At 43.7% G+C, this 12,945-nt stretch carries 12 protein-coding genes and 1 tRNA gene; 2 read left to right on the forward strand and 11 right to left on the reverse strand.

The window, feature by feature from the left end:
• Nucleotides 1–142: 142 nt before the first annotated feature.
• The 10 genes from ODOSP_RS14165 to dprA all read right to left on the reverse strand — a co-directional run bounded on the left by ODOSP_RS14165 (nt 143) and on the right by dprA (nt 10,009).
• Nucleotides 143–2,644, reverse strand: coding sequence for a hybrid sensor histidine kinase/response regulator (locus ODOSP_RS14165; protein ID WP_013612990.1), 2,502 nt, complete (start codon nt 2,642–2,644; stop codon nt 143–145).
• A gap of 145 nt (nt 2,645–2,789) precedes the next feature.
• Nucleotides 2,790–2,861 (reverse strand) — tRNA-Arg (locus ODOSP_RS14170).
• A gap of 68 nt (nt 2,862–2,929) precedes the next feature.
• Nucleotides 2,930–3,397 (reverse strand): ExbD/TolR family protein, encoded by a 468-nt coding sequence (locus ODOSP_RS14175; protein WP_013612991.1) that lies wholly within the window; start codon nt 3,395–3,397, stop codon nt 2,930–2,932.
• The gene (locus ODOSP_RS14180; RefSeq protein ID WP_013612992.1) at nt 3,397–3,969 is read right to left on the reverse strand and encodes an ExbD/TolR family protein; all 573 of its coding nucleotides are present in this window, start codon (nt 3,967–3,969) and stop codon (nt 3,397–3,399) included. Before ODOSP_RS14180 ends, ODOSP_RS14175 begins: the two co-directional genes overlap by 1 nt.
• A 39-nt stretch (nt 3,970–4,008) precedes the next feature.
• Entirely contained in the window at nt 4,009–4,452 is a 444-nt protein-coding gene (locus tag ODOSP_RS14185; RefSeq protein WP_013612993.1) for a hypothetical protein, read from the reverse strand.
• A gap of 3 nt (nt 4,453–4,455) precedes the next feature.
• Entirely contained in the window at nt 4,456–5,238 is a 783-nt protein-coding gene (locus ODOSP_RS14190) for a MotA/TolQ/ExbB proton channel family protein (protein WP_013612994.1), read from the reverse strand.
• A 127-nt stretch (nt 5,239–5,365) separates the two neighbouring features.
• Nucleotides 5,366–6,406, reverse strand: a complete 1,041-nt coding sequence (locus ODOSP_RS14195) for an asparaginase (protein WP_118102553.1) — start codon at nt 6,404–6,406, stop codon at nt 5,366–5,368.
• 28 nt (nt 6,407–6,434) lie between these two features.
• Nucleotides 6,435–7,208: a TatD family hydrolase gene (locus ODOSP_RS14200; RefSeq protein WP_041557462.1), complete on the reverse strand. Its 774-nt coding sequence runs from the start codon at nt 7,206–7,208 to the stop codon at nt 6,435–6,437.
• A 142-nt stretch (nt 7,209–7,350) separates the two neighbouring features.
• Nucleotides 7,351–8,685, reverse strand: a complete 1,335-nt coding sequence (gdhA, locus tag ODOSP_RS14205; RefSeq protein WP_013612997.1) for an NADP-specific glutamate dehydrogenase — start codon at nt 8,683–8,685, stop codon at nt 7,351–7,353.
• A gap of 208 nt (nt 8,686–8,893) precedes the next feature.
• Nucleotides 8,894–10,009, reverse strand: coding sequence for a DNA-processing protein DprA (gene dprA, locus ODOSP_RS14210; protein WP_071823579.1), 1,116 nt, complete (start codon nt 10,007–10,009; stop codon nt 8,894–8,896).
• A 193-nt stretch (nt 10,010–10,202) separates the two neighbouring features.
• Here dprA and aroB point away from each other — a divergent pair, with 193 nt between their 5' ends.
• Entirely contained in the window at nt 10,203–11,234 is a 1,032-nt protein-coding gene (aroB, locus tag ODOSP_RS14215; protein WP_013612999.1) for a 3-dehydroquinate synthase, read from the forward strand.
• Between the two features lie 11 nt (nt 11,235–11,245).
• Entirely contained in the window at nt 11,246–12,481 is a 1,236-nt protein-coding gene (locus ODOSP_RS14220; protein ID WP_013613000.1) for a 3-phosphoshikimate 1-carboxyvinyltransferase, read from the forward strand.
• Here ODOSP_RS14220 and ODOSP_RS14225 read toward each other — a convergent pair.
• Nucleotides 12,478–12,915, reverse strand: a complete 438-nt coding sequence (locus tag ODOSP_RS14225; protein ID WP_013613001.1) for a nucleoside deaminase — start codon at nt 12,913–12,915, stop codon at nt 12,478–12,480. The genes ODOSP_RS14220 and ODOSP_RS14225 overlap by 4 nt on opposite strands.
• Between the last annotated feature and the right edge of the window lie 30 nt (nt 12,916–12,945).

The following is a 12,945-nucleotide window of genomic DNA, read 5'->3' on the forward strand; positions in this document are numbered from 1 at the left end:
ATTCTGTCTACAATATTCGTTAAAATCTGTCGGATTCCCAAATCATTTATAATGAATCTGATGATTTTTTCTCGATGCTGATACAACGAGAAGTAGTAACCTGTCTTTAAGGCTGATCAGCGAGCCCTGAAAGGGAGCCTGATCAGGAGATTTTGAAATCTTCTTTTAGTAACAGGATCGTTTTGTCGATTACTTCCTGAGTCAGGGATGAGATTTGATTTTCAGGGAGATCGTTTTTAGTCGCCTGTTCTAACTTTTCTAATAGGGGGATTTCTTCATCTATTTCCAGTTGACGGAACATCGGGAGCATTTTGTGGGCCAGTTGGACGATAGCTGTCCATTGTTTTTCTTCCTGATATTTTTTTAATAATTCTATATGTTCCCGGGTTGTCATTACAAATGAATCGAGGATTTTTTGTAGGGCTTCCCGATCGTTGTCGACAAACTGAAGGATATGTTTCAGGCTATATCCTCTGCGTTCTATGTCCTGGGCTGGATTTGAATAGGAAGTGGTTGCCGGTTCTGAGAGTGAAATACCTGTCAGTTGGGTGATTAAGGCTGTCAGTTGACCGGAGGTGAAAGGTTTGCTTAGAAAAGCACTGAAACCGGCATCGAGGTATTCTTTTTCCGTCCGTCCGGAATCTGCCGATAAGGCTACGATGCAGAGATCGGCAGCATTAGGTAGTGAGGAATTACGGATTTGTTTAACCAAATCGAAACCGTTCGTTTCCGGCATCTGGATATCGGAAAAAAGAAGATCGTATTTGGTAGAGGCCAGCTTGTTCAGGAGATGCTGTGGGCTGGTGGTGGCTTCTGCCTGAATACCATAATTAGCCAATAGACCGACCGCCATTTCCAGTTGAAGCGGATCATCGTCTATAAACAGAATTTTAGATGAACCGCTCACCGGAATACCCGGTCGGGGGAGGAGGGGTGGCTCGGGGGAAGCCGTTGAGGATGAGGTGGTACACTGCCCGAGGGGAAGCAGGATCGTAAAACAACTTCCTTTACCCGGAGTGCTGTTCAGTTGAATTTCTCCCCCCAGAAGATGGATTAATTTCAATGTAATCGTTAATCCCAGGCCTGTACCTTCTATGGTTGCATGTGAAGTTAGGCGTGTAAATTCCTGGAAGATGATTTTTTGCTCCTCGGGAGTCATCCCTGAACCTGTATCCTGGATTTTTAGTCTGATCTTTTCCGGATTGACGGTTTCGGCAGAGAAGGAGATATGTCCTGTTGTCGTGTATTTTACTGCATTGGATAAGATATTGGTCAGGATCTGCCGGATGCGCAGGGCATCTCCTGAGTAGTCTTTATCGAGATCTTCGCTGAAACGGGCTTTTAATTCCAAATGTTTGGCTGCTGCCAGTGGCATAAAATTGTCCGTAATTTCCTGGAATAAATGATACGGATTGAACACGATATGCTCGACGGGCATTTTATTGTTTTCCAGTTTCGATAAGTCCAGCAAGTTACCGATCAGTTTCAGGATATGTTCCGAAGAACCCCGCATGTTTTTCAGGAAATAACGTTGCCGTTCGTTGATGGGGGTGTTATTGAGCAGTTCGATATAACCGATTACAGAGCTTAGCGGTGATTTGATGTCGTGTGTGACGGTCAGGATCATCTTTTCCCGGCTTTTCAATAGTTGGTCGGCATAGCGGTTGGCTGCCTCGAGTTCTTTCCGATAGCGTTGGCTACGGGATAAATCGCGAAGAATGAAGAAGGTAAAGAACAAGATCAGCAGGAAGGCAATCACTGCCAGCCAGGCAAAAATCCGTATCATCGTGTTGAGGGTTTGTTCCCGGGTTTCTTGTTTGATTAGAGAATTCGTGATTTCTTCTTTTTCATAGGCTCCTAATATTCGTTTCAACTGATCCGTAATGTAGGTGCTCTGCTGAATTAAGGCATATTCTTTCCGGTTGATTTGACGGGTAATATCCTGGGTTTGTTTTTGTACATCTTCCCAGGCTGTTTTCAGAATATGAACGACACTGTCCGTATTTTGTAAGGCTGTTTGCCTGTTGAGCGTATCGATAACAGTATGATGAGAAACCGAAACTTTGAGTACGGAATCGGGCTCGGTCTTGGAAAAAAATAGCCAACGTCTTTTCTTTTTTTCTGATTTGGTGTACGAACTGTCCAGTGTCGTAATGTGTCTTTTCCGGATATCCGTCCCTTGCAGGCTGTCTCTTCCGGATTCTATACTGGCAATCGCTTTATTATAGAAATCATCCGGGACAAAGGATTGTTTTACCCGGACGATATCCTGCAAATTGCGTATTTTCTGATCGAGTAGATCATCGATCGTATCCAGACGGAGAATCTGGTCCAGACGGGTAGTTAAGTCTCTTAAAGAGTCTATATTCGATTCAACTTCCTCTATTAAATCCCGGTACTTTAGAAAATAGGATCTCGAACCGGTTTGTACAAAAGCATTTCCCAGCCCTTCCGATTCATAAAGCCCCGTGATCGTATTGCCAATAATGAATAGTTTCCGGTTAGGATTATCACTATTTTCTTCGTTGACAATTAATTTCGTTATTTGCTTATAAATCAAAACAGCAGCCAGGATACTCAATAAGAACAGAAGACTATATCCTCCGATAACCTTCCATTGGGTATATTTTGAAAGTGAGGGCATGATCTCGTTTTTTATTACATTTCAATTTTTCACCAAATATAAAAAAATGCATCAAAATTTAGAGTATGTCGTACAAAATTTTGAAAGTTACAACAAAAAACAAACGCTAAATAAATGAAAAGCATTTATTTAGCGTTTTGCTCTGTGATCCCGTGGGGACTCGAACCCCAATCAAAGGAACCGGAATCCTTCATTCTATCCATTGAACTACGGAACCAAATGCGTTGCAAAGATAATAAAAAAAAGAAAAGGGGAACCATGTCCCCCTTTATTTTTTAGAATTAATTAATGGGGTTTTTTCGTACTACCGTAATTAATTCTCAATGAATTTGCTTTACGTAATTCCTGTTTGATATCGGTAACGACACCCATCGTTACATTTTTATCTACTTTCAGGTTATTGGTAATGCTATTTCTGTCTTCCTCTTTACGACTTTCACGTTCTGAAACCACAAAAGCTCCCAGTTCCTCTAAAGTTGCGAAACGATCGTTCAACTGGATTCGGGGTTCGGTTCCGTAAGCACCTTGATATTGAGGAGTTGGTTTACCTACATAAATATTACTTACGAGTGATTTCTTTTCCAGTTTTACGGTTTCTGTAGCCTGAGGCATCGCATTGGCAACCATTAGGGAAACTTCACGCATCGTGGTACTCACCATGAAGAAGAACAGCAACATAAACACGATGTCAGGTAAAGATGCCGTTGAAATTGCGGGCGTCTCTCTTTTACCGTCTTTTTTAAATTTTGCCATTATTTTTTCCCTCCTATGTTTTTAGGTTCTGCTTCAGAAATCTGCATCGGAACAACTTTTCTGACTGCTTCTTTTTGGTCTTCATTCAGTTCATCAAAGTTTTTACCCCATTTCTCGTTGGCTTTTCTGTTTCTCAATTCATTATAAGCGGATGTCAACTGATCTTGTACGGCGATGTACATTTCATATGACGTTCCTTTATCACTCTGAAGAGAAACAATACCCTTCGAAACTTCCACGGGACCGAAAAGATCGATCGTTTTAATTTCTTTTTGGGGTAAGTCTTCGCTATTATTCGGATTTAGAACAAATTCGATTGTCCTGTCTTTCAGGGTAGAAACATCTGCCAATTCTCCGTTGATCGCCAGCTGATTGTTCCGGTTTACCAAAACCTGCAAAATATTCCGTTTTGCATATTTCGGGGCTTCGGTATTATCCGGCTGATAGGGCGGAAGTCTTCTGTATATACCGGAATCCACATTCATCGTCGTCGTTGCCAGGAAGAATACAAGCAACAAGAATGCGATATCGGCAGTCGAAGTGGCATTAATTTCTGGTGTTTTCTTTGCCATATTCCTTAGTTTTATCTCTATTCCCCGAAGGGAATAGTATTATTTCATTCTTCTGTAAATTTCCGTTCCTAAGATAGCTAAAATAGCTGCTGCAAAAAGGAAATACATCGTATACAAAATCGTATCTGAGAAGATCAGCATGGATGGTACGTTATCAGGCCCCGTATAACCGACCAGTTTTATCGGGGTACCATCAGCCAGTGCATACCCGATCAGGATGACTACGACTACTCCGGCTAATCCGATAAAGCTTTTCATCGCTTGTTTCGGGCGGGTAAACAGACGAATCACCGGGAAGATAATAGCTGCAATGATTGCAATACCACACAGGATATATGCCCAATTCAATAATGTCGATGTATATACAGGAGTAGTGTACGGCTGATTCGGTACTTCACCTCCGAACATAAACAGCCCTAACAATACTACTGTAATGACGAACATTACGATTGTTACAAGGTTGAGTATTTTTTTACTATCCATGGTTTATTTGTTTTTTTGCTCGTATTTAACCAAAATGTCTAACATGCTTACAGAAGCATCTTCCATATTGTTTACGATACCTTCTACTTTCGATACACAATAGTTATAGAATACCTGCAGGATCATAGCTACGATCAAACCGCCTACGGTCGTAATCAATGCCACTTTAATACCTCCTGCTACCAGTGCCGGGCTCATATCACCTGCTGCCTGAATCTGGTCGAAGGCCTCGATCATACCGATTACAGTTCCCAAGAACCCCAACATAGGAGCCAATGCGATGAACAATCCGATCCAGGTCAATCCTTTTTCCATCAAACCCATCTGTACCGATCCGTAAGAAACAACTGATTTCTCAACCATGTCGATTCCCTGATCGTAACGGGAAAGTCCCTGATAGAAAATACTTGCTACAGGTCCGCGGGTATTGCGGCAATATTCTTTTGCTGCTTCAATACCACCGTTGTTCAGCGCGTCTTCAAAACCAGCGATGAATTTTTTGGTGTTCGTATCGGAAAGGTTTAAATAAATAACCCTTTCAATTGCGATGGCCAAACCGAAAATCAAACACAATACAACACAAGCCATAAATCCGGCACCACCTTCGATGAATTTCTGTTTGATCGCTGCATGCATTGAAGTGCTTTCAATTTGTTCGTCATCGATAGAAACTGTTGTTTGCTCGGTTTGAGCTGCTGGTGCTGCTTCGTCTTCCTGAGCCATTAGTTTTGATGCTCCAATAGTAAGCATTCCTAAAACTGCTATTAGTGCAAATAATTTTCTCATGATCTCTTTAACTGATTTTTAGTTTATAAATAATTAAAATTTAACTCTCAAACTTCAGGCGTACCCTTGCAAACCTTTGTATTCCCACAGGACGCACCAAAAGACGCGGCAAGGTACAAAAAAAATGTTAAAACCCAATATGATTCATGGTTATTTCTCCTTTTATTGATGAATTTAAGTATTTTTTTATTTCGTTAGCGTCACGGTATTTCTCCAGCAGATACATCATTTTGCAGACAGCAGCTTCCATCGTAATGTCATATCCACTTGAAACCCCGTAGTTTAATAACTCTCTGCTGGTCTCATAACGGCCCATTTCTACCGTTCCTCCCTGGCATTGGGTGACGTTGTATATGATGATGCCTTTTTGGGAGGCTTCTTTAATTTTTTCTAAAAAACAACGGTCGGTCGGAGCATTCCCCGAACCATAAGTCTCCAAAATCAGTCCTCTTAGACCGGGAGTTTGAATAACGGCATCTATTAATTCCGGACGAATGCCTGGAAATAATTGCAATATGGCGATATTGGTATTCATTTCCGTAAATGCACCAATCGGCTCTGTCCGGGGAGTATAATCGATGGCTCCGTAATTATAGTGAATATGAATACCGATTTCTGCTAAAGGCGGATAGTTGAACGATTGGAAAGCATCGAAACTCTCTGCATTGATTTTGGTGGTTCGGTTACCCCGGAAGAGTTTGGCTCCGAATAAAATACAGACTTCAGGTACAACTGCCTTGCCTTCGATGGTCGCCGCTGCAATTTCTAAGGCTGCAATCAGATTTTCCCGGCCATCGGTACGTATGGTGCCGATCGGAAGCTGTGAACCTGTGAAAACAACCGGTTTGGTCAGGTTGTTCAGCATGAAGCTCAGGGCTGCGGCCGAATAAGCCATCGTATCTGTCCCGTGCAGAATGACGAATCCGGAGTACTGATCGTATTTGTCCAGAATGATTTGGCACAGGTCGGCCCAAAGTGCCGGTTTCAAATCGGACGAATCGATGATCTCCGGTAAAGTATAACTGTTGATAGAAAAACCGAATTCTCTGATCTCAGGAACTGCTTTCGCTATCTGCTCGAAATCGAAAGGACACAATGCCCCTGTCGCCGGATCGTTGACCATTCCGATGGTTCCGCCTGTATATATTATCAATACCGATTTTGTCATTGTCATATCAAAGTTTATCGATGACCCCTCACACGTTTTCGCACTGCAAATTAAACAAATTCAAAGCATTTTGTGTCGTTATTTCTTCAATTTTTTTTGTCTCGAGACCCGTTAATTCTGCAATTTTTTGAGCTATTAACGGAATATAACTACTTTCATTTCTTTTTCCCCGGAAAGGGACTGGAGTCAGGTAAGGAGAATCGGTTTCCAGCACGATGTTTGCCGGGCCGATTTCGCGTAGGGTATCTGCCATCTGACTCTTTTTGAAGGTAACGACTCCTCCGATTCCTAATAAATACCCCATGTCGATTGCTTGCCGGGCTTCTGCTGCATTACCCGGAAAACAATGCAGAATACCACGGGTATAAGGATGTTTTTTCAGCACTTCGAAAATCACCTCCAGAGAGTCACGGGAATGAATGATTACCGGCAAACCGGTTTCTTTTGCTATTCCAAGCTGATGTTCGAATGCTTTGATTTGTTCCCGGTAATAACTTTTATCCCAATATAAGTCTATACCACATTCTCCGATGCCGTAAAAGGTATGGTTACCCAAAGCTTTTTCTACCTGGGCCAGTTCTGTTTTATAGTTCTCATACACAGAAGTGGGATGTAGCCCTGCCAAAGGAAATAACATCTCCGGGTGTCGGGCTGCCAGATCGAGCATCCGGTTGCGCGATTCACTATCGATGTCCGGAAGAACGATGTAATTCACTCCCGCCTCTCTGGCACGTTGTACGACAGCTTCCCGGTCTTCTCTGAATTCCTCTTCGTAGATATGTGAATGAGTGTCGATGTACATAAATTTGAAGCTAAAAATGATTAGCTGAAAACTGAATGATTTTGCGGAAACGAAGATAATAAAAAAAGCGCACACCATTGAAGTGTACGCTTTAATTTTCAGGTAATCGTTTTTTCAGCTTTTAACTTTTACCTTTAACTTTCTATACGTGTCCCTGAGCACACATTGCTTCAGCTACTTTTATAAAGCCGCCGATGTTAGCACCTTTCACGTAGTCGATCTTGTCTCCCTCCTTACCGAATTTAACACAAGTATCGTGGATATCTTTCATGATCTGAGACAGTTTCTGGTCAACTTCTTCAGCTGTCCAGCTATATCTCATTGAGTTCTGGCTCATTTCCAGACCTGATACGGCAACACCACCTGCGTTAGCTGCTTTACCCGGAGCGAAAGTGATATGAGAATTCAAATATTTAACAGCTTCAGCTGTACAACCCATATTGGAAGTTTCTACAACCATCTGGCAACCGTTAGCAACCAATTGTTTTGCATCTTCTTCGTTCAATTCGTTCTGAATAGCACACGGGAAAGCGATATCACATTTTACTTCCCATGGTTTTTTCTTAGCGAAGAATTTAGCTCCGAATTTAGCTGCATACGGTTCTACAACGTCGTTGTTGCTTGCTCGTAATTCCAGCATATAGTCGACACCTTCCTGAGTCAGACCTTTTTCGTCATAGATATATCCGTCCGGTCCGGAGATGGTTACCAATTTGGCTCCCAATTGAACGAGTTTCTGTGCAGCACCCCAGGCAACGTTACCGAATCCCGAGATAGCGACAGTTTTACCCTTGATGTCCTGGCCTTTTTCTTTCAGCATGTGCTGAGCGAAATATACCGTACCGTAACCGGTAGCTTCCGGACGTACACGTGATCCACCGAATTCTCTTGGTTTACCGGTCAGTACACCTACGAATTCGTTCCGGATTCTCTTATATTGTCCGAACAGATAACCGATTTCACGGGCTCCTACACCGATATCACCGGCAGGAACGTCTGTGTCGGCGCCGATATATTTGCAAAGTTCAGTCATAAAGCTCTGGCAAAAACGCATTACTTCATTGTCTGATTTTCCTTTCGGGTTGAAGTCCGAACCTCCTTTACCACCACCCATAGGCAGCGTAGTCAGAGAGTTTTTGAAAGTCTGCTCGAAACCTAAGAATTTCAATCCGCCCAAAGTTACCGACGGGTGGAAACGTAAACCTCCTTTGTACGGTCCGATAGCACTATTGAATTGAACGCGGTAGCCGCGGTTGATTTGTACTTCACCTTTGTCGTCGATCCATGGAACACGGAACATGATTACTCTTTCAGGTTCTACCATTTTTTCGAGGATCTTATTGGCCTTGTATTTCGGGTTTGCCTGATAGGTATCCCATACAGTTTCAATAACTTCTTCTACAGCCTGGTGGAACTCTGCTTCACCTACTGTTTTTGCCTTTAAGGCTTCCATGAATTCTTTAATTTCTGGTCTCATGTGTATAATTTTTAGTATGAGTTAATTCAAACGTTTTCGGATGTCAAAATTATCTAATTATTTACGATATCAAAACTTTTTGCAGTTAATTTTTTATTAACAAACCTTGATTTTGCTTTCGGATTGATAGTTGGAGATATATCCCTGCTGATAATCTGTTACTAAAACTGAAATTAGTACTTCGGCGGGCCCTCTCGGAGTGATAAAATTACCGGAGAGAATACTTTTTGCCTGCCAGACCGATTATTTTCCCTTCCAGTTCGAGTTGCAATAGGATAGCCGCTAGTTCACTACTTGGACGCTGGGTCAACTGGCATAATTCATCGATATGCAGGGCTCCATTTTCACTTAAGAGCTGAATGAGTGTATTCCCTTGTTCGTCGTCGCTGAAATTCGGTAAGATCGTTTGTTGTAGTGTCGTTTTTTTTATCGGGTAACCTAAGAGGTGGGCCACGTCGGTGGCATTTTCGGTTAATGCGGCAATGTTTTCTTTAATCAGAAAATTGCAGCCTGCCGAATATTTATCTTCCGGACGTCCAGGGAAAGCCATGACTTCCCGGTCGTATGACATGGCCAGGCGCGCTGTGGCCATAGCTCCTCCCTTTATGGCCGATTCGGCTACCAGGGTTGCATGACAGAGACCCGCAATAATCCGGTTGCGGCGTAAGAAATTGCTCGGATGTATATTCGCCGTGCAAGGAAATTCGCTGATCCAGGCCCCGCCGGTCTCCAGAATCTGACGTGCCATGCTTTTATGGGTCGCCGGATAAATCATGTGTAATCCATGTCCCAATACGGCTAAAGTCGTCAAGCCGAACTTCAGGGAAGCCCGGTGGGCCGAGGCGTCGATGCCATAAGCCAATCCGCTGACCAGGACAGGACGACAACCCAGATTCACCAGGTCTTCGACCAATGCCGTCACTCTGGCTTCACACCGGGACGATGCATGTCTTGTCCCTACGATGGCCAGATATTTATTTGCCGGAGAGGACTTTAACTTCCCTTTATAAAAAAAGACCAGGGGAGCATCGGCACATTGCCGGAGCAATTCCGGATAACACCCGTCTTCGATTGTGCAGATTTGTATCTCGTGTTTGTCCAACTGTTCTATCTCCGCTTCTGAATTTTGTATAGCCGTTTTCCGGTTAAAAGTGTCCGTGGGTATATTCAACTCCCGATAGAGCTGATTCAGCGTTTGGTCGCTTTCGAGAAAAAAACCTTCCAGACCTCCGCATCTTTCGATCAACGGGAGGTATATGCAGCTATTCAGCTTGGGTAATAAACTGATCGCAATGCGGGCTTTCACAGAGCTATTTCGATTCATGGCTAAAGAAGATTTAAATGGATCCGTATTTAACAAAGTTATGAAATATTATTGAATTATACTTCTTAAAAACAAGATATTATTCCGTAGCTTCGATGGGCAGAGAAGCTGATTTCTTTACTTTTGCCGTTTTCTCCGATTAATATTGGAGTTTTGCTTTTTCCTTTTTATTTTTGGCAAAATTTGCAGGTATATGAACAATATAATTTTTACCCGTGATATCCGGGCGGATTTACAATTGAAGCTGGCGGACTTCGGTATTGCAGATATTTTCGTACTGGTCGATAATAATTCCCGTAATTTTTGTCAGAGAAGTTTCGAGGATTTCGGTATTCCTGAAGAACATATTATTACAATTCCTGAAGGTGAACATCACAAATCTTTAGAGAGTGTGGCTGAGATTTGGCAGGTATTGTCCGATCAGGGGGCCCGGCGAAATGCTGTTTTGGTGAATGTGGGAGGAGGAGTGATTACCGATCTCGGTGGGTTTGCTGCTTCTTGCTTCAAACGGGGAATACATTGTGTGAATATACCGACGACACTTCTGGCTCAGATCGATGCGTCGGTGGGAGGAAAGACCGGCTTTGATTTCAATGGATTGAAAAACGAAATCGGTAGTTTCGCTATCCCCGATTGGGTACTTATCGATAATCATTTTTTAGCTACTTTGCCCGAACGGCAGATTATGTCAGGATTTGCCGAAATGCTGAAACACGCTTTATTAGCCGATGAAGAACATGTGGCTGAAGCGATGCAGGTAGATTTTGCCGGAGTGGCGGAAGAAGATTTTTTGAAGCTGATACGTAAATCCGTTGCGGTGAAAGCGGCTATTGTACAAAGTGATCCCCGGGAAAAAGGATTGCGCAAAGCATTGAATTTCGGACATACGGTGGGGCATGCTATCGAAAGTGTCGCTATCCGCCGTGGACTCGATATTTTCCATGGAGATGCTGTTGCGTACGGCATGATTGCCGAATTGTTCCTCTCCGTGCAAAAACTTGGTTTCGATGAAAAACATTTCGAGGCGGTAAGGAAGTTTATCCGCGAAAAATACCCGGTCTACCATCCTGTAGCCGAAGCGGACGAATTATATGAGCTGATGCTGCACGATAAGAAAAACGAACAGGCAGGGGTTAATTTTACACTCATACATAAACCCGGCGAATTTGACATCGATAATTATTGTAGCCGGGATGAAATTTTCGAAGCCCTTAAACAAATTTAATGGGAAGGGGAATGGATATAACTTTGGATTTCAAGTCGAAACGGGTACAAGGTACGGTTACTTTGCCTGCCTCGAAAAGTATTTCCAATCGGGTGCTCATCGTCAATGCCTTGGCCGATAGTGAACTACCGATAGAAAATCTCGCCGATTGTGACGATACGCAAAGTATGGTGCGGATACTGTGTAGTGAAAATAGCTATTTTGATGTGGGGCATGCCGGGACAGCGATGCGTTTTCTGACGGCTTATCTTTCAAGGATTATCGGGAAGTGGGTACTGACGGGATCCGAGCGGATGAAACAAAGACCCATTCGGGTGTTGGTAGAAGCTTTGAACCGATTGGGAGCACGGATCGGGTATCTTGAAAACGAAGGTTTTCCGCCATTGGAGATTTACGGTTCCCGCTTGGTGGGTGGAAGTATAGATATTCCGGCTTCTGTCAGTAGCCAGTATATCTCTGCTTTATTGATGATCGCTCCTTATATGGAAAAAGGATTGGAAATCCGGCTTACCGGCAAGGTAGTTTCGAGTTCCTATATCGATATGACTTTGCAGATCATGCGGGAGTTTGGAGCCGAAGTCGGTCGGGAGGATACTGTGATCGGAGTGAAGCCGGGAGAATACCGGTCTGTTCCTTACCGGGTAGAATCGGATTGGAGTGCTGCTTCTTATTTTTATGAATTGCTGGCTATCGCCGGAGAAGGAGAGATTATCCTGACCGGCTTGAAAGAAAAAAGCATGCAGGGAGATTCCCGTCAGACTGTTGTGTGGAGGAAATTAGGGGTTCGAACCTGCTATGAGGGAGATTTAGTGAGATTATCGGCCGCAAAGCCTGAAATCGATCGGTTGGATTATGATTTTGTGGAAATGCCCGATCTCGTCCAATCGTTTGCTGTGGCTTGTTGTATGCGGCGTATTCCATTTCTGTTCCGGGGAGTGGAGACCTTGCGGATTAAAGAAACCGATCGGATCCAGGCGCTGATAGAGGAATTGGGCAAATTGGGTTATCTGTTGAAAGCTGAAGGAGATGGAGCCTTGATTTGGGAAGGGGAACGGACCGGGGGGCAGCCATGTCCCCGGATTGCGACTTATCACGATCATCGCATGGCCATGGCATTTGCTCCTGCAGCCCTGAAACATCCGGGATTAGTTATTGTGGATAAAGAAGTCGTTTCCAAATCTTTTCCCCGTTATTGGGAAGCACTGGCCGGATGTTTTGGGACGAAATCCGGATATTCGGACTCTTAAGATCTTTTAGCTTTGAAAAATTGTTTCACTATTTCACTGCATTCCCCGGTTAAAATGCCTGAGGTGATTCGGGTTTTCGGATGCAATACGGGAGGGGTCAGACGCGAGTATCCCCGATGAGGGTCGGGGGCTCCGGTCACTAATTCGCCGAGTTGTGCCCATGATAATGCACCGGCACACATGGTGCAAGGTTCCATCGTTACGTACAGCGTGCATTCATTCAGGTATTTACCTCCCAGATAAGAGGTTGCCATCGTGATGGCGAGCATTTCTGCATGAGCGGTGACGTCATTCAGTTTTTCGGTTTCATTATGGGCCCGGGCGATAATTTTTCCTTTACATACGACGACGGCTCCTACAGGGATTTCTCCCTCCTCTGCGGCTTGTCGGGCTTCCTGCAGGGCTTTATGCATATAATATTCATGTGTCGTCATCGGCTACGTCGGATCTGTTCGGTCGGAAAA

This window comes from Odoribacter splanchnicus DSM 20712, from assembly GCF_000190535.1.
GTDB lineage: Bacteria > Bacteroidota > Bacteroidia > Bacteroidales > Marinifilaceae > Odoribacter > Odoribacter splanchnicus.

What these genes read in the sequence shown, in the direction of transcription:
- ODOSP_RS14225 (WP_013613001.1), bottom strand. Translation starts at nt 12,915, where the DNA reads ATGACGACACATGAATATTATATGCATAAAGCCCTGCAGGAAGCCCGA.
- ODOSP_RS14175 (WP_013612991.1), bottom strand. Translation starts at nt 3,397, where the DNA reads ATGGCAAAATTTAAAAAAGACGGTAAAAGAGAGACGCCCGCAATTTCA.
- dprA (WP_071823579.1), bottom strand. Translation starts at nt 10,009, where the DNA reads ATGAATCGAAATAGCTCTGTGAAAGCCCGCATTGCGATCAGTTTATTA.
- ODOSP_RS14195 (WP_118102553.1), bottom strand. Translation starts at nt 6,406, where the DNA reads ATGACAAAATCGGTATTGATAATATATACAGGCGGAACCATCGGAATG.
- ODOSP_RS14165 (WP_013612990.1), bottom strand. Translation starts at nt 2,644, where the DNA reads ATGCCCTCACTTTCAAAATATACCCAATGGAAGGTTATCGGAGGATAT.
- ODOSP_RS14190 (WP_013612994.1), bottom strand. Translation starts at nt 5,238, where the DNA reads ATGAGAAAATTATTTGCACTAATAGCAGTTTTAGGAATGCTTACTATT.
- aroB (WP_013612999.1), top strand. Translation starts at nt 10,203, where the DNA reads ATGAACAATATAATTTTTACCCGTGATATCCGGGCGGATTTACAATTG.
- gdhA (WP_013612997.1), bottom strand. Translation starts at nt 8,685, where the DNA reads ATGAGACCAGAAATTAAAGAATTCATGGAAGCCTTAAAGGCAAAAACA.
- ODOSP_RS14185 (WP_013612993.1), bottom strand. Translation starts at nt 4,452, where the DNA reads ATGGATAGTAAAAAAATACTCAACCTTGTAACAATCGTAATGTTCGTC.
- ODOSP_RS14220 (WP_013613000.1), top strand. Translation starts at nt 11,246, where the DNA reads ATGGATATAACTTTGGATTTCAAGTCGAAACGGGTACAAGGTACGGTT.
- ODOSP_RS14180 (WP_013612992.1), bottom strand. Translation starts at nt 3,969, where the DNA reads ATGGCAAAGAAAACACCAGAAATTAATGCCACTTCGACTGCCGATATC.
- ODOSP_RS14200 (WP_041557462.1), bottom strand. Translation starts at nt 7,208, where the DNA reads ATGTACATCGACACTCATTCACATATCTACGAAGAGGAATTCAGAGAA.